This window comes from Sphaerotilus uruguayifluvii, from assembly GCF_013294065.1.
In the GTDB taxonomy this organism is placed as follows: domain Bacteria; phylum Pseudomonadota; class Gammaproteobacteria; order Burkholderiales; family Burkholderiaceae_C; genus Sphaerotilus; species Sphaerotilus uruguayifluvii.
In genome coordinates this window covers 37741-53718 of the sequence record NZ_JABSNM010000005.1, presented here as the reverse complement: position 1 = coordinate 53718, position 15978 = coordinate 37741, and the positions used below count along the sequence as shown (strand labels likewise).

Below are 15978 nucleotides of genomic sequence, written 5' to 3'. Positions count from 1 at the left end.
ATGGCCACAGCGGCAGCGAATGCTTCGAAGAAGGTCAAGGAATTCATCTTCGAATGGGAGGGCCGCGACCGCAACGGCAAGGCGGTGCGCGGCGAGATGCGGGCCGGCGGCGAGGCGATGGTCAACGCCAGCCTGCGCCGGCAGGGCATTCTCGTCAGCAAGGTCAGGAAGCGCCGCATGTCCGGCGGCAAGGCGATCCGCTCCAAGGACATCGCCATCTTCACCCGCCAGCTCGCGACGATGCTGAAGTCGGGCGTGCCGCTGCTGCAGGCCTTCGACATCGTCTCGCGCGGCAGCTCGAACCCGCGGCTCACCCGCATGCTCAACGACATCCGCAGCGACGTGGAGACCGGCACCAGCCTGTCGGCGGCCTTCCGCCGCCATCCGCTGCACTTCGACGCGCTCTACTGCAACCTGGTCGAGGCCGGCGAGGCCGCCGGCATCCTGGAGGCGCTGCTCGATCGCCTGGCGACCTACCAGGAAAAGACGATGGCGCTGAAGCAGAAGATCAAGTCCGCGCTGGTCTATCCGGTGGCGGTGCTGGTCGTGGCCTTCGTCGTCGTCGCGGTGATCATGATCTTCGTGATCCCGTCGTTCAAGCAGGTCTTCTCGTCCTTCGGCGCCGACCTGCCGACGCCGACGCTGCTGGTGATCGCGATGTCGGAGTTCTTCGTCGACTACTGGTGGATCATCTTCGGCGGCATCGGCGCGGGCATCTACTTCTTCATCCAGAGCTGGCGACGCTCCCCGAAGATGCAGATGGCGATCGACCGCGCGGCGCTGCGGCTGCCGATCTTCGGCGACCTGATCCACAAGGCCACCGTCGCGCGCTGGACGCGCACGCTGTCGACGATGTTCGCCGCCGGCGTGCCGCTGGTCGAGGCGCTGGACTCGGTGGGCGGCGCCTCCGGCAACGCGGTCTTCGCCCAGGCCACCGAGCAGATCCAGCGCGACGTCGCCACCGGCGCGGCGCTGACCTCGTCGATGCAGGCCTCGGGCATCTTCCCGAACATGGTGCTGCAGATGGCCTCGATCGGCGAGGAGTCGGGCTCGCTCGACCAGATGCTCGGCAAGGTCGCCGACTTCTACGAGCAGGAGGTCGACGAGGCGGTCAAGGGCCTGTCCAGCCTGATGGAGCCGATCATCATCGTCGTGCTGGGCACCATCATCGGCGGCATCGTCGTGGCGATGTACCTGCCGATCTTCAACCTCGGCAAGGTCGTCTGACGCCCTGACGAACACACGTCGCCGAACGATCGTTCGGCGACGGATTCTCGTGCGGGTCCGGGCCGCTCGACCGCCTGGCTCCTGAAGAATCAAGGACTTGCAGCATCGCACCGGGGGCGGTGCGCACTGGCATGGCATCTGCAATGGCGAGGGCCTCCCTCACCAACGCAGATGTCGCCATGCTGAAGAAGCTGATGAACTCCCTCGCGACCGGCCTGGTCGCGCTGACCTTCGCCGCCGCCGTGCACGCGCAGACGGCCACCCCGCCGGCCAGGCCGCAGGTCGTGCTGCTGGCCACCGGCGGCACCATCGCCGGCGCCGGCGCCACCGCCGCCAACAGCGCCTCCTACCAGGCCGCGAAGGTGCCGGTCGACAAGCTGATCGCCGGCGTGCCCGAGCTGGCCCAGGTCGCGCAGGTGCGCGGCGAGCAGGTCTTCCAGATCGCCTCGGAGAGCTTCACCAACGAGCATCTGCTGACGCTGGGCAAGCGGGTCGCCGCACTGGCGAAGCAGCCCGACGTCGACGGCATCGTCATCACGCACGGCACCGACACGCTCGAGGAGACCGCCTACTTCCTGAACCTGACCGTGCACACCGACAAGCCGGTGGTGGTGGTCGGCTCGATGCGCCCGAGCACCGCGATCTCGGCCGACGGCGCGCTGAACCTGCTCAACGCGGTCACCACCGCGGCCGCCAAGGACAGCCGCGGCAAGGGCGTGCTGGTCGTGATGAACGACGAGATCCACACCGGCCGCGACGTCTCCAAGAGCGTCAACATCAAGACCGAGGCCTTCCGCAGCCCCTGGGGCCCGCTGGGCATGGTCGTCGAGGGCAAGACCTACTGGTTCCGCGCCCCGGTCAAGCGCCACACCACCGGCTCGGAGTTCGACATCGAGCAGATCGGCGCGCTGCCGGCGGTCTCGATCGCCTACGGCTCGGGCAACGCCGACGACACCGCCTACCGTGCCTTCGCCGCCAAGGGCGCCAAGGCCATCATCCACGCCGGCACCGGCAACGGCTCGGTGGCGGCCCCGGTCGTGCCGGCGCTGCGCGAGCTGCGGGCCCAGGGCGTGCAGATCGTCCGCTCGGCGCGCGTGACCGCCGGCGGCTTCGTGCTGCGCAACGCCGAGCAGCCCGACGACCAGTACGACTGGGTCGTCTCGCATGACCTGAACCCGCAGAAGGCCCGCATCCTGACGATGGTCGCGCTGGCCCGCGGCGCCGACAGCAAGGCGCTGCAGCGCATGTTCATGGAGTACTGAGCGATCAGCCGAAGGGGTTGGCGACCTTCGTCGCCGGCCGCTCGGCGATCTGCTCGGGCAGCGGCGCGGACTCCAGCACCGCGACCGTCTGCTGCAGCAGCGCCAGCAGCTGGCGCGCCCGCGCCAGGCCGGCCTGGTCGCGCGTCAGCGTCAGGCTGCCGTACAGCGACAGGCGGTCGGTGCCGTTCTCGATGGTCAGGCCGTCGATCGCGTCCGAATCGGCGTCATTGGCATAGGGCTGCATGGGGTGCTTCTCCGCTGGGTTCGTCATCGCGAGGCCGTCGAGGTGCCCGGCAGCACCAGCTTACCGAAAGCGGCCGCCTCCGGCACGCCCGGCAGCAGCGTCATCCCCAGGCGCCGCTCCAGCTCGACCAGCGACACCTGCTGATAGCGCGGCGTGGCCGCCGGCCGAAGCTCGTTGGACAGCACGAAGGCGACGAGCTGGCGCGCCTGCAGGTCGCACACCAGCTTGAACATCGCGCTGGGCACCAGCACCCGGCCGTCGAGCTGCGCCAGCTGGCTGCCCTCGAACATCGGCCCGCTGATCACATGCAGGCTGCGGCCGGCCTTGACGCGCTTGCGCACCGCCTCCTCCAGATCGCCCCACTGGCCGCGGTTGGCCCACGGCGCCTGCGGCACGATGTTGGCCAGCGAGAAGCTCTCGGCCTGCGCCTGCAGGTCCGGCATGTCGTGGTTCGGGCTGAGGTGGCCGCGGTCGTAGCCCGAGGCGCGGTAGTCCTCGAGCTCGGCACGCTCGGCCTCGGGCAGCCGCTCCTCCTCGTGGAAGCTGTCCTTGCGCTCGAGCGTGGCGGCCTTGGCCACGCGCGCCGGCGTCAGGTATTCGGCCGACCACAGCGGCGTGCGCGACACCGCGCTGTGCACGACGCCGAAGGCCGAGAAGCACAGCGGGCGTGCGCCTTGCTGCATCGCGGGCTTCAGGAGGTCGGGCGCCTGTCCGCCGGCGTAGTGCTGCGGGCAGTCCGTCTGCGCGGCCAGCGCCGGAGACAGCGCCGAGGCCAGCAGCAGCGAAATCGCAATTCTGGAAATCTGCATGGATCCGGAGTATCCGCACGCTACGTCAAGCGCACTTGTCCGCCGCACGATCCACAGTGCCGCATTCCGGTCCATCGAGGAAATCTCACGCCGAGGTGAGGCCAAAAGGCGACGCTCCCTGCCGCGAAGCGGCAGTCGCATGCCGAACCGCCTCTGGCCCACGAACTGACGGGACTCGGCACCTGCAGGACGCCTGCAGATTCCCCAGAAACGCCAAGGGGTCTGCACGACACCGCGCCAACCCCTTGATTTCATTGGTAGGCCCCCGGGGAGTCGAACCCCGCACCAACGGATTATGAGTCCGCTGCTCTAACCAGGCATGAGCTAGAGGCCCGTGGGAGCGCGATTGTAGTGGCTGCGGCAGCGCTTTGCGGTTTCAGGCGGTGTGCATCACTTCTGGCTCAGCGCCTGCCCGACCATGCGCGCGGTGATGTCGACGATCTGGATCATGCGGTCGTAGGCCATGCGGGTCGGGCCGATGACGCCCAGCGTGCCCACCACCTGGCCGTCGACCTCGTAGGGGGCGGAGACCACCGACAGGTCCTCGATCGGGACCACGCCGCTCTCGCCGCCGATGTAGATGCGCACGCCCTCGGCGCGGCTGGAGCCGTCGAGCAGGCGCATGAGCTGGGTCTTCTGCTCGAACAGGTCGAACATCTTGCGCAGCGAGCCCAGGTCGTTGCTGAAGTCGCTCACGCCCAGCAGGTTGCGCTCGCCCGAGACGACCACCTGCGCGGCCTCGTCGCTGGCCGCATCGCTGCCGGCCTGCACCGCCGCCTGCATCAGCGTGGCGATCTCGACGCGCAGCCGGTCGACCTCGCCCTGCAGGCGGTCGCGCACCTCGTCGATCGTCAGGCCGGCGTAGTGCGCGTTGAGGTAGTTGGAGGCCTCGAGCAGCTGCGACTGGCTGTAGTCCTGCGCGGTGAACAGCACCCGGTTCTGCACGTCGCCGTCGGGCGCGACCAGGATCAGCAGCACCCGGCGCTCGCCCAGGCGCAGGAACTCGATGTGGCGGAACACGCCGACCTTGCGCGGCGCGGTGACGACGCCGACGAAATGCGACAGGTTCGACAGCAGGTTGGCGGCGCTGGCGATGACCCGCTTGGGCTGGTCGGGCTGCAGCGGCGCGATCGAGGACTCCTCGAAGCCGCTGCCGTTCGGGCGCGCCGTCAGCATCGTGTCGACGAAGACGCGGTAGCCGCGCGCGGTCGGAATGCGCCCGGCCGAGGTGTGCGGGCTGGCGATCAGGCCGAGCTCCTCGAGGTCGGCCATGACGTTGCGGATCGTCGCCGGCGACAGCTCCAGCCCGGAGGTCTTCGACAGGGTGCGCGACCCCACCGGCTGGCCGTCGGCGATGTAGCGCTCGACCAGCGTCTTCAGCAGCAGCTTCGAACGATCGTCCATCATGGTGAAACCGATTGTAGGGCGCGCTTCCTGACAGGACGCCCCCTTGCCTGCCGACATGGGGGCGCGGCCCGGACTGTCAAAGTGCTGTGGTGTAATTTGTGCCCATGATCAGCCGCTTCCGTCATGCCGCGCTCATAGGCAAGTACCAGGCCCGTGGCATGCGCCCGCTGCTCGAGGAGATCGCGCACCTGCTGACCCGGCGGGGCCTGGAGGTCTCGGTCGAGATCGAGACCGCGCACAACACCGGCCTGGCGGGCTATCCGGCGCTCACGCCCGACGAGCTCGGCCAGACCTGCGACATCGCCATCGTCGTCGGCGGCGACGGCACGATGCTGGGCATCGCCCGCACGCTGGCGCGCTACGGCGTGCCGATGGTCGGCGTCAACCAGGGCCGGCTGGGCTTCATCACCGACATTCCGGTCGCACAGGTGCTGCACGCGCTCAAGGCCATCGTCGCCGGCGACTACGAGGAGGAGCACCGCGCGATGCTCGAGGGCGGCGTGCTGCGCGACGGCGAGTCGATCTACGAGGCGGTGGCGATGAACGACGTGGTGCTGCGCAGCGGCACGACCTCGATGGTCGAGCTGCGCGTCGAGGTCGACGACCAGTTCGTCGCCAACTTCCGCGCCGACGGCCTGATCGTGTCCTCGCCGACCGGCTCGACCGCCTACGCGCTGTCGGCCGGCGGCCCGATCCTGCACCCGGGCGTGGCCGGCTGGCTGATCGTGCCGATCGCGCCGCACATGCTCTCCAACCGCCCCATCGTCGTGCCCGATTCGGGACGCATCAGCATCGAGATCGTCTCGGCGCGCGAGCCCTCCGTCAACTTCGACATGCAATCGCTGGCCAGCCTGCTCATCGGCGACCGCATCACCGTGCGGCGCTCCGACCACCGCGTGCGCTTCCTGCATCCGCGCGGATGGAACTACTACGCGACGCTGCGTCGCAAGCTGCACTGGAACGAGGGCGCCCTGCCCGGCGACGGAGGCCAGTGATGCTGCGCCGGCTGTCCCTGCGGAACTTCGTCATCGTCAGCCGTCTCGACGTCGACTTCGGCCCCGGCTTCGCCGCGCTGACCGGCGAGACCGGCGCGGGCAAGTCCATCCTGATCGACGCGCTGCAGATCGCGCTGGGCGGACGCGGCGACGCCGGCGTGGTCCGCGAGGGCGAGAGCCGCGCCGAGATCGCCGCCGAGTTCGAGCCGGTGCCGCCGGCGCTGGCGGCCTGGCTCGACGAGGCCGGCCTGGCCCCGGCCGACGAGGCCGGCGCGGCGACGCTGCTGCTGCGCCGCACGATCGACGCGCAGGGCAAGAGCCGCGCCTGGATCAACGGCAGCGCCGCCACCGTCGCGCAGCTGCGCGAGATCGCCGAGCACCTGGTCGACATCCACGGCCAGCACGCCTGGCAGAGCCTGACGCGGCCCGCGGCGGTGCGCCAGTGGCTCGACGACCATGCCGAGGTCGACGGCGGCCCGATGCTGCAGGCCTGGCAGCGCTGGCGCGAGCAGCTCGCGCGGCTGGAGGCCGCCGAGCGCCTGGGCGCCGAGCGCGAACGCGAGCGCGAGCGCCTGGTCTGGCAGATCGGCGAGGTCGAGCGCCTGGCGCCGGGCGCCGACGAATGGCCCGAGCTCAACGCCGAACACCAGCGCCTGGCCCATGCGCAGGCCATCCTGGACGCGGTGCAGCTGTCGGTCGACGCGGTCCACGAAGGCGAGGCGGCGGCCAGCAGCCAGGCCGCACGCGCGCTCGAGGCGCTGGAGACGGTGGCCGGCTACGAGCCGGCGCTGGCCGAGGTCATCGAGGTGCTGGCCGGCGCGCAGGCGCAGCTGGCCGACGCCGCACGCAGCCTGCAGGCGCTGCTGCGCCGCACCGAGCTCGAGCCCGAGCGCCTGGCCGAGCTCGATGCGCGCCTGTCGGCCTGGATCGGGCTGGCGCGGCGCTTCCGCTGCCCGCCGCCGGATCTGGCCGCGCAGCTGGCGCAGTGGCAGGCCGAGCTGGCCGAGCTCGATGCCGCCACCGATCTCGAGGGCCTGCAGCGCCAGGCCGAGGCCGCGCGGGCGGCCTTCGTCGCGCAGGCGCGCCAGGTCTCGGCACGCCGGCAGGCGGCCGCGCCTGGCCTGGCCGACGCGGTGACCGCGGCGATGCAGCAGCTCGGCATGGCCGGCGGACGCTTCGCGATCGCGCTGGAGACGCTGGCCGAGCCGCAGGCGCATGGCCTGGAATCGGTCGAGTTCCTGGTCGCCGGCCACGCCGGCAGCACGCCGCGGCCGCTGGCCAAGGTCGCCTCCGGCGGCGAGCTGTCGCGGCTGGCGCTGGCCATCGCCGTCACCACCGGCCGCAGTCGCCAGGCGCGCGGCCTGGGCGCGGGCACGCTGATCTTCGACGAGATCGACTCCGGCGTCGGCGGCGCGGTCGGCGACACCGTCGGGCGGCTGATGCGCCAGCTCGGCCGGGACTGCCAGGTGCTGGCGGTCACGCACCTGGCCCAGGTCGCCGCCTGCGCCGACACCCATCTGGTGGTCAGCAAGGCGGTCGGCGACGACGGCCGCACCCGCAGCGAGATCCGTCCGGTCGGCGGCGACGAGCGCGTCGGCGAGATTGCCCGCATGATCGGCGGCCAGAGCAGCTCCGGCGCCGGCCTGGCGCATGCGCGGGACATGCTGCAGGCCGCGGCATCGCAGAATCCGCTCCAAGACACCGTTCCCTGACCGACAAAGAGACATGACGACCGCCACCGACCCCGCACCGACCGGCGCCCTCGCCGCGCCGCCCACCGGCTCGCCACCCCAGCCGGTGGTGCTGATCTCCGGCATCTCCGGATCCGGCAAGTCGGTGGCGATCAACGCGCTGGAGGACGCCGGCTACTTCTGCGTCGACAACCTGCCGCCGGAGCTGCTGCCCGAGCTGATCCGGCTGGAGGGCCGCGACCCGCGCCGGCGCCTGGCCATCGCGGCCGACGTGCGCACCGCCGCCTCGCTGCCCAAGCTGCTGCCGATGATCGACACGCTGCGCCGCGAAGGCACGCCGGTGCTGATGATCTTCCTGGACTCGCGCACCGAGACGCTGGTGCGGCGCTTCTCCGAGACGCGCCGGCGCCATCCGCTCTCCAGCGAGGACGACGGCCAGGGCGGCCAGTCCCGCTCGGCGCTGGGCGAGGCGATCGAGCGCGAGCGCGAGATGCTCAGCCCCCTGCGCGAGACCAGCACCGTGATCGACACCAGCGACCTGCGCCCGACGCAGCTGCGCTCGTGGATCCGCCAGCTCGTCGGCGCGGCACACTCGTCGCTGACGCTGGTGTTCGAGTCCTTCGCGTTCAAGCACGGCGTGCCGCGCGACGCCGACCTGGTGTTCGACCTGCGCGTGCTGCCCAATCCGCACTACGTGCGCGAGCTGCGCGCGCTCAACGGCCGCGATGCCGGCGTCATCGAGTTCCTGCAGGGCCAGCCCGAGGTCGCCGAGATGCTGGCGCAGATCGAGGGCTTCCTGGCCCGCTGGCTGCCGGCCTACGAGCAGGACCAGCGCAGCTACCTGACGGTGGCCATCGGCTGCACCGGCGGGCAGCACCGCTCGGTCTACTCGGTCGAGCAGCTCGCGGCGCGCTTCCGCGACCGCATCCCGACGCTGGTGCGCCACCGCGAGATCGAGGCCCGCGAGGCCGCCGCTCAGCACTGAGGATCCGACATGACGCCCGGCGACCGCCCCGGCCCGTTCCCGTCCGATGACGGCATGGCGCCGACGGCGCCCGGGCTCTTTCCCGGCCTGCGCCCGCAGCTGCCGCTCTTCCCGCTCGGCACGGTGCTGTTTCCGGGCGGGCTGCTGCCGCTGCGGGTGTTCGAGGCCCGCTATCTCGACCTGATCTCGGCCTGCCTGCGCAGCGGCGAGCGCTTCGGCGTCGTCGCGCTGGTGCAGGGCAGCGAGGTGCGCCGCGACGACGAGCCGGTGCGCTTCGAGCCCGAGGGCTGCCTGGCCGAGGTGCTGGACTGCGACAGCGAGCAGGCCGGCATCCTGCAGGTGCGCTGCCGCGGCCTCGAGCGCTTCACGCTGGTGGGTTCACCGCACCAGGGCCATGACGGACTGTGGCGCGCCGACGCCGTGCTGCAGGCCGCCGACCCGGCGCAGCCGGTCGGCGCGGAGCTGCAGGCCTGTGCCGCTGCGCTCGGCCGCGCGATCGCGACGCTGGCGCAGCGCGAGCAGGCGCCCTTTCTCGAGCCGCACCGGCTCGACGACGCCGGCTGGGTCGCCAACCGCTGGAGCGAGATCCTGCCGATTCCGCTGGCCACCCGCCACAAGCTGATGATGCTGCCCGATCCGGTGTCGCGGCTTCGCCTGGTCGACGGCTTCCTGCGCCGGCACGGCGTGATCAGCGACTGAGCGGGCCGGCCGGCGCCGCCGGCTGCAGCAGCCGGCGCAGCGGCGCGGGCAGGCCGACCGCGTCGAGCTCGTCGTGGCGCCACCAGCGCCCGGGCGCGAGCTCCGGCAGCGGCGCCGCGGGCGGATCCTGCCCCGGCTCGCAGGCCAGCAGCGCGCCGCCCAGCTCGACCCGGCGCGGATGCAGCGTCCAGTCCAGGTGCGTCAGCACATGCACGAAGGACGGCAGCGCCTGCGCGCCGCCGCTGCCCAGCCGCGCCACCGCCGCGTCGAGCGCGGCCGCGTCGTCGAACATCGGCGGCGTCCACAGCCCGGCCCAGACGCCGGTGTCGGGGCGCTGCTGCAGCCACACCGCCTGCGGCGTGCGCAGCCACAGGCACCAGCTCTCGCGCCGGCCGCGCCTGAGCTTGCGGGTGCGCACCGGGAAGTCCAGCTCGCGGCCGAGCGCCCGCGCGCGGCACGGCGCCTGCCACGGGCACAGCAGGCAGTCGGCGCGGCGCGGCATGCACAGCGTCGCGCCCAGGTCCATCAGGCCCTGGGTGTAGGCCGGCATGTCGGCCGGATCCTGGGGCAGCAGGCCGGTGGCCAGGTCCCACAGCGCACGCTCCTGCGCCGCCTGCGCCAGATCGCCCTCGAAGGCCAGCACGCGCGACAGCACCCGGCGCACATTGCCGTCGAGAATGGCCACCCGCTCGCCGAAGCAGAAGGACGAGATGGCCGCCGCGGTCGAGCGGCCGATGCCCGGCAGCTCGGCCAGCGCGGCCGCGCTGCGCGGGAAGTCGCCGCCGTGGCGCTCGACCACCTGCTGCGCGCAGCGGTGCAGGTTGCGCGCCCGGCTGTAGTAGCCCAGCCCGCTCCACAGCGCCAGCACGTCGTCCAGCGGTGCCGCGGCCAGCGCGCGCACGTCGGGGAAGCGCGCCAGGAAGCGCTCGTAGTAGCCCAGCACCGTCGCGACCTGGGTCTGCTGCAGCATGATCTCCGACAGCCAGACGCGGTAGGGATCGCGGGTGTTCTGCCACGGCAGCGCGTGGCGGCCGTGGCTGCGCTGCCAGCGCACCAGCCGGCCGGCCAGGTCGTCGTCGTCGTCCATGCGCGGTTCAGGCATCGCTGGAGACCGGCGCGGCCGGCGCGGGCGAGCCCCCCGCGCGCACCGGCGCCGCCGCCAGCGCGGCGAAGTCGCTCGGCAGCGCCAGCTCGTGGCGGATCGCGGCCCGGCGCACCCGCTCGTGCATCGCCTGCAGCCGCACCTCGGTCGTGGCCAGGCGCTGGTCCTGGGCCTCGAGCTCGGCCAGGCGCGACTCCAGCTCGCCGGCGGCCGCGCGGATGCGCTCGAGCGACTCGCGCCGGCGCTTGAAGGCCTTGCGGCGCTCGCGCAGCTGCGCGTCGATCTGCCCCGACAGCGTGCGGCTCCACAGCTCGATCTCGCCGGCCGCGCCCTCGAAGACCGCACGCAGGCGCGACATCAGCATGCGCCGGAACTGCTCGAGAAAGCGCGGCTGCGCCAGCCGCACCGCCTGCGTCAGGCCGAGGTACTGGATGTAGTTGCGCTCGATCAGCGCCAGATCGTCGCGGAAGCGCGCCAGCTCCGGCGCCGGCGGGACCATCAGGCTGAAGCCGAACTCGGCATTGAGCCGGTGGCACGAGGCCGACAGCAGCTCGCGCAGCTCGCCGCCCTGCTGCTGCGCCGTCTCCAGCGCCTGGCGCAGGTCGGCGAAGAGCTGGGTGTAGGAGCGCCGCGCGCCCAGCTTCAGGAAGGAGTCGCGGATCGAGCCGATCATCGCATCGACCTCGCGCTTGAGCATGTCGCTGGCCAGCGTCGCCAGCACCGCCTTGAGCGAGCGCGAGTGCACGACGCGCAGCGCCTGGATCTGCGCGGTGCACTGCTCGAACTCGGCCGTCTCGGCGCCGACGCGCTGCAGCAGCAGCTGCACCTTCGCGCCGCTCTTGCCGCGCAGGCCGCGCAGCTCCTGGAGCTGCTCGGCGAGCTGGCGGCGCAGGTCGTTGAGCGTGCGGCCGGTCTGGGCGCGGATCACGCCCAGCGCCTCGAGCGTGAGCTGCTCGAAGACCGCGCGCCGCTCGGGCAGCAGCTGCTGCGCCAGCGCCTGCTCGAGCGCGGGCAGCCGGCTGTCGGCCAGCCGCGCCACGTCGCCCTCGACCCGCGCGGCCAGCGCCTGGCGCGCCGACAGCGGAAAGACCCGCTCCGGCGCGATGCCCAGCGTGCGCGCCACCTGCTCGCACTGCGAGGCGATCTGCGCCAGGCTGTGCTCGCGCGGCGACAGCGGATCGATCAGCGCGTCGATCTTGTTCAGCACCACATAGCGCGCCAGCGCCTGCGAGGCGAGGTGGTCGCGCCAGATCTCCAGGTCCGAGCGGGTCACGCCGGTGTCGGCGCCCAGCACGAAGACCGCGACATGCGCGCTCGGCAGCAGGCCGACCGTCAGCTCCGGCTCGGCGCCGATCGCGTTCAGCCCCGGGGTGTCGAGCACCACCAGGCCGCGCTTGAGCAGCGGATGCGGCACGTTGATCAGCGCATGGCGCCAGCGCGGGATCTCGACCTGGCCGTCGGCGAGCATCGGCGGGTTGTCGGCCGGCTGCTCGTCGTTCCAGAAGCCGAGCTGGCGCGCCTCGTCGACCGAGGCCGCGCGCACGCCGCGCACCGCGTCGAGCGCGCGGGCGAAGGCGGCGGGGTCCTGCACGTCGATCGACTCGCGCTGCCAGGCACGCGGCTGCGCGCGCAGCTCGGCCAGCGAGGCGCCGTCCAGCCGCGTCTCGATCGGCAGCAGCGCCAGCCCCGGAGCCTCCTCCGGATCCCAGCCCAGCTCGACCGGGCACATCGTCGTGCGCCCGGGCGAGGCCGGCATGATGCGCCGGCCGGCATCGGCGAAGAAGATCGCGTTGATCAGCTCGGACTTGCCGCGCGAGAACTCGGCGACGAAGGCCACCACCAGCTTCTCGCCGGCCAGGCGCCGCGCCAGCGCGTCGAGCAGGTCGTCGGCGTTCTCGTCGAGCAGGCCCTGCTCGCGCAGGAAGCGCGACAGGTCGTGCACCCGTTCCTGCAGCGCCGCGCGCCAGCGCCCGAGCGCGTCGAGGCTGCGCACGAAGGGCTCGTGGACGGGTTCGTCGGGCGGGGCCGCCTGCGGCCCGGAAAGATGTTCGCTCATCGCTGTGGCGTGGCTGAGGCTGGTCCGAGCGGCACGCGCAGCGCGCGGCCCGGGGTGATCTGGCATGGTAGCGCAGCGGATTCGCGAGTTCAGGATCCGTGCGGCAGGCGCTGGCAGCGTGGGCAGAAATAGGTCGCACGCTGGCCCTGCACGATGCGCCGCACCGGCGTGGCGCAGACCCGGCACGGCAGGCCCTCGCGGCCGTAGACCTGCGCCTGCAGCTGGAAGGCGCCGCCCATGCCATGAACGTCGCGGAAGTCGCGCAGCGTCGAGCCTCCGGCGGCCAGCGCACGCTGCAGCACGTCGCGGACGGTGTCGACCAGCCGCTCGCAGGCCGCGCGGTCGAGCGTGCCGGCGCTCTGGCGCGGATCGATGCCGGCGGCGAACAGCGCCTCCGAGCAGTAGATGTTGCCCACGCCGACGACGACGTCGCCGGCCAGCAGCGCCTGCTTGACCGGCACGCGCCGCCCGCGCAGGCCCTGCTGCAGCACGCTGGCGCTGAAGGCGGGCGACAGCGGCTCGACGCCCAGCCGCGCCAGCAGCGTGGCCGCAGGCGCCGCGTCGAGCGCGCTCGACCACACCACCGCGCCGAAGCGGCGCGGATCGGTCAGGCGCAGCAGGCCGCGGTCGGTCTGCATCTCGAAATGGTCGTGCGGCCCGGCCGGCGGCAGCGCCTCGGCCGCATCGAAGCGCAGCGAGCCCGACATGCCCAGGTGCAGCAGCAGCCCGCCGCAGGCGCCCAGCGGCAGCCAGAGATACTTGCCGCGGCGCTGCAGGCGGCCGACGCGGGCGCCGGCCAGCGCCTGCGGATCGGTGCCCAGCGGCCAGCGCAGCGGCTTGCCCAGGCGGACCGCATGCACCTGCGCGCCCTCGATGCGGTCGACCAGACCGAGGCGGGTGACTTCGACTTCAGGCAGTTCAGGCATGCGCGGAATTATCGAAGCCCGCAGGCCCGGCCGGCGCCGCGCCCTAGAATGGCCTCGAACATGGAGTCCGCCTCGATGCCCCTGCCGCCCGTTCCCGCCATCTCGGCGCGCCGCGCCCCCCTGAAACATCCCGGCGGGCGCCTGCGCGGCCTGTGCGCGCTGATGGCGGGCCTGGGCCTGCTGGGCGGCCTCGCGCTGCCGGCCCGGGCGCAGGAGGCGGCACCGTCCGCCCCTGCCGCCTCGGCTGCGGCCGCGGCGCCGACGCGCTCGGCGCTCGACGGCGTGCTGTTCTATCAGGTGCTGGTGAGCGAGCTCGAGCTGCGCGCGGGCAATCCGGCGCTGGCCTATCAGGTCATGATGGAGGCGGCCAAGCGCTCGCGCGACGAGGCGCTCTACCGGCGCGCGGTCGACATCGCGCTGGGCGCGCAGGCCGGCGAGCAGGCCGCCGAGGCGCTGCGCCAGTGGCGCCAGGCGCTGCCCCAGTCGCGTCAGGCCGCCGAGATCGACACCCAGATGCTGGTCGCGCTGGGCCGCTTCGCCGACGCGCGCAAGGCGCTCGAGAGCTTCATCGAGCTCACGCCCGAGGCCGAGCGCCCGGCCGCGATCGCCAGCCTGCCGCGGCTGGTGCTCGCCGGAGCCAAGCCGCAGGACACCGCGCGCATGCTCGACGAGACGCTGGCCGTCTGGCGCTCGCGCCCGGCCACGCTCGCCAGCGCGCAGATCGCCACCGCCGCGGCCTGGCTGACGGCCGGCGAGCGCGAGCGTGCGCTGGGCTACGTGCGCCAGGCCAGCCGGCGCGACCCGGCCGATCCGACCCCGGCGCTGCTGGCGCTGGAGCTGATGAAGGACACGCCCGCGGCCGAGGAGATCGTGCGCGCGCATCTGGCCTCGCCGATGCCGGCCCCGGCGGTGCGCGCCGGCTATGTGCGCCGGCTGTCGACCGCACAGCGCTACGGCGAGGCGCTGCGCGAGGCGCGCGCGCTCACCCGCGCCGCGCCCGAGATGGGCAACGGCTGGCTGATGCAGGGCGCGCTCGAGATCGAGGCCGGCGAGCCCGCTCCGGCGCGCGTGTCGCTGCAGCGCTATCTGGACCTGCGCAGCGTGGCCACGCCGCCGCTGGTCCGTCCGCAGACATCCGGCGAAGACGAGGACGACGGCTCGAGCGAGGCCGGCGACCTGCTGCGCCGCGGCGACGAGCAGGAGCTGCTGCAGGCCTTCCTGATGCTTGCGCAGGCCAGCGAGCAGCTGCGCGACTACGCCGCCGCGCAGACCTGGCTCGAGCGCGCCGCCGAGCTGCAGCCGCAGGACTCGGCCACCGTGCTGAGCCGCCGCGCCTCGCTGCTGATGCGCCAGGGCCGCCTCGACGAGGCGCGCGCGCTGCTGCAGCGACTGCCGCAGGACACGCCCGAGCAGCAGCGCGCCCGGCTGCTGACCGAGACGCAGCTGCTGCGCGACGCACGCCAGTGGCAGGCCGCGCACGAGCTGCTCGCACAGGCCACCGCCCGCCTGCCCGACGATGCCGACCTGCTCTACGAGCAGGCGCTGCTGGCCGAGAAGCTGCGCCGCTACGACGAGATGGAGACGCTGCTGCGGCGCGTCATCACGCTGCGCCCCGAACAGCAGCACGCCTACAACGCGCTCGGCTACAGCCTGGCCGAGCGCGGCCAGCGCCTGCCCGAGGCCCGCGAGCTGATCGCGCGGGCGCTGGCGCTGACGCCGGGCGATCCCTACATCACCGACAGCCTCGGCTGGGTCGAGTTCCGCATGGGCCGCGCCGAGGAGGCCGCGCGGCTGCTGCGCCAGGCCTACGGCCAGCGGCCGGACGTCGAGATCGGCGCCCACCTCGGCGAGGTGCTGTGGTCGATGGGCCGCCGTGACGAGGCCCGCCAGGTCTGGCGCGAGTCGCGCGAGCGCGATGCCGGCAACGAGGTGCTGATCGAGACGCTCGAGCGGCTGAAGGTGAAGCCGTGAGGCCGGTCCGCGCGGCGCTGGCCGCGCCGCTGCTCGGCCTGGCCCTGCTGCTGGGCGGCTGCGCGGCCCTGACGCCGCCCGACACCGGCCGCCCCGGCGCCGCGGCCACCGCGCTGCGCAGCGGCCGGCTCGCGGTGCAGGTCAGCGGCGACGCCTCGCGCTCCTTCAGCTCGGGCTTCGAGCTCGAGGGCGACGCGCAGGCCGGCCGGCTGACGCTGATCAGCCCGATCGGCCTGCCGCTGGGCCGCGCGCAGTGGCGTCCCGGCGAGGTCCTGCTCGACAGCGCCGGCACCACGCAGCGCTTCGGCGATCTCGACACGATGATGGAGGCGCTGGTCGGCGATGCGCTGCCGCTGGCGGCGCTGTTCGACTGGATCGACGGCCGGCCCTGGTCGGGCGCGAGCAGCCGGCCGCTGTCCGAGGCCGACGGCGCCCCGGGCTTTCGCCAGCTCGGCTGGAGCGTGCGCACCGGCCGCCTGCCCGAAGGACTGCTGCTGGCCGAGCGCCGCCTGCCCGCGCCGACCGTCACCGTGCGACTCAGGCTCGACGGCCCGTCCTGACCGCCGACGCCCGTCCCGCCCCTGCCTTCTCACCCGCTCACCCG

14 protein-coding genes and 1 tRNA gene are annotated in these 15978 nt (G+C 73.0%); 8 read left to right on the top strand and 7 right to left on the bottom strand.

Translation table 11 applies throughout. The annotated features are described in order from the left end of the window. Both HNQ01_RS07120 and HNQ01_RS07115 read left to right on the top strand, forming a co-directional pair. Positions 1–1227 carry a type II secretion system F family protein gene (locus HNQ01_RS07120; protein ID WP_173804669.1) on the top strand — a complete coding sequence of 409 codons (1227 nt, stop codon included), beginning with the start codon at positions 1–3 and terminating at the stop codon, positions 1225–1227. A gap of 179 nt (positions 1228–1406) precedes the next feature. Further along, entirely contained in the window at positions 1407–2489 is a 1083-nt protein-coding gene (locus HNQ01_RS07115) for an asparaginase (protein ID WP_434801489.1), read from the top strand. A gap of 4 nt (positions 2490–2493) precedes the next feature. Here HNQ01_RS07115 and HNQ01_RS07110 read toward each other — a convergent pair whose 3' ends face one another. The 4 genes from HNQ01_RS07110 to hrcA all read right to left on the bottom strand — a co-directional run bounded on the left by HNQ01_RS07110 (position 2494) and on the right by hrcA (position 4949). Next, on the bottom strand, positions 2494–2760 hold the full coding sequence (locus tag HNQ01_RS07110) for a hypothetical protein (protein ID WP_173804667.1): 267 nt from the start codon (positions 2758–2760) through the stop codon (positions 2494–2496). Further along, positions 2757–3542 carry a DNA/RNA non-specific endonuclease gene (locus HNQ01_RS07105; RefSeq protein ID WP_173804666.1) on the bottom strand — a complete coding sequence of 262 codons (786 nt, stop codon included), beginning with the start codon at positions 3540–3542 and terminating at the stop codon, positions 2757–2759. The genes HNQ01_RS07110 and HNQ01_RS07105 overlap by 4 nt, the downstream gene beginning before the upstream one ends. Positions 3543–3797: 255 nt before the next feature. After that, a tRNA-Ile gene (locus HNQ01_RS07100) sits at positions 3798–3876 on the bottom strand. Positions 3877–3932: 56 nt separating this feature from the next. Further along, positions 3933–4949 carry a heat-inducible transcriptional repressor HrcA gene (gene hrcA, locus HNQ01_RS07095; protein ID WP_173804665.1) on the bottom strand — a complete coding sequence of 339 codons (1017 nt, stop codon included), beginning with the start codon at positions 4947–4949 and terminating at the stop codon, positions 3933–3935. A 104-nt stretch (positions 4950–5053) separates the two neighbouring features. Between hrcA and HNQ01_RS07090 the strand changes: the two genes are divergently transcribed. Genes HNQ01_RS07090 through HNQ01_RS07075 form a run of 4 tightly spaced genes read left to right on the top strand, consistent with a single transcriptional unit; the run spans position 5054 to position 9319 of the window. Continuing rightward, a complete protein-coding gene (locus tag HNQ01_RS07090) occupies positions 5054–5944 on the top strand; it encodes an NAD kinase (protein ID WP_173804664.1) in 891 nt (296 codons plus the stop codon). After that, the gene (gene recN / locus HNQ01_RS07085; RefSeq protein WP_173804663.1) at positions 5944–7656 is read left to right on the top strand and encodes a DNA repair protein RecN; all 1713 of its coding nucleotides are present in this window, start codon (positions 5944–5946) and stop codon (positions 7654–7656) included. The genes HNQ01_RS07090 and recN overlap by 1 nt, the downstream gene beginning before the upstream one ends. Before the next feature lie 13 nt (positions 7657–7669). Next, positions 7670–8620 (top strand): RNase adapter RapZ, encoded by a 951-nt coding sequence (gene rapZ, locus HNQ01_RS07080; RefSeq protein ID WP_173804662.1) that lies wholly within the window; start codon positions 7670–7672, stop codon positions 8618–8620. Positions 8621–8629: 9 nt separating this feature from the next. Continuing rightward, entirely contained in the window at positions 8630–9319 is a 690-nt protein-coding gene (locus tag HNQ01_RS07075; protein ID WP_246607185.1) for an LON peptidase substrate-binding domain-containing protein, read from the top strand. On the opposite strand, the gene mutY is transcribed toward HNQ01_RS07075, so the two are convergent. The 3 genes from mutY to mutM all read right to left on the bottom strand — a co-directional run bounded on the left by mutY (position 9309) and on the right by mutM (position 13403). Continuing rightward, a complete protein-coding gene (mutY, locus tag HNQ01_RS07070) occupies positions 9309–10421 on the bottom strand; it encodes an A/G-specific adenine glycosylase (protein WP_173804661.1) in 1113 nt (370 codons plus the stop codon). The genes HNQ01_RS07075 and mutY overlap by 11 nt on opposite strands. Next, on the bottom strand, positions 10414–12477 hold the full coding sequence (locus HNQ01_RS07065) for a dynamin family protein (RefSeq protein ID WP_173804660.1): 2064 nt from the start codon (positions 12475–12477) through the stop codon (positions 10414–10416). Before HNQ01_RS07065 ends, mutY begins: the two co-directional genes overlap by 8 nt. An 89-nt stretch (positions 12478–12566) precedes the next feature. Further along, a complete protein-coding gene (gene mutM / locus HNQ01_RS07060; RefSeq protein WP_173804659.1) occupies positions 12567–13403 on the bottom strand; it encodes a bifunctional DNA-formamidopyrimidine glycosylase/DNA-(apurinic or apyrimidinic site) lyase in 837 nt (278 codons plus the stop codon). Between the two features lie 75 nt (positions 13404–13478). Between mutM and HNQ01_RS07055 the strand changes: the two genes are divergently transcribed. Together HNQ01_RS07055 and HNQ01_RS07050 are read left to right on the top strand one after the other, a co-directional pair. Beyond that, entirely contained in the window at positions 13479–15374 is a 1896-nt protein-coding gene (locus HNQ01_RS07055; RefSeq protein ID WP_173804658.1) for a tetratricopeptide repeat protein, read from the top strand. Next, a complete protein-coding gene (locus HNQ01_RS07050; protein WP_173804657.1) occupies positions 15371–15934 on the top strand; it encodes a lipoprotein insertase outer membrane protein LolB in 564 nt (187 codons plus the stop codon). The genes HNQ01_RS07055 and HNQ01_RS07050 overlap by 4 nt, the downstream gene beginning before the upstream one ends. Positions 15935–15978 lie beyond the last annotated feature (44 nt).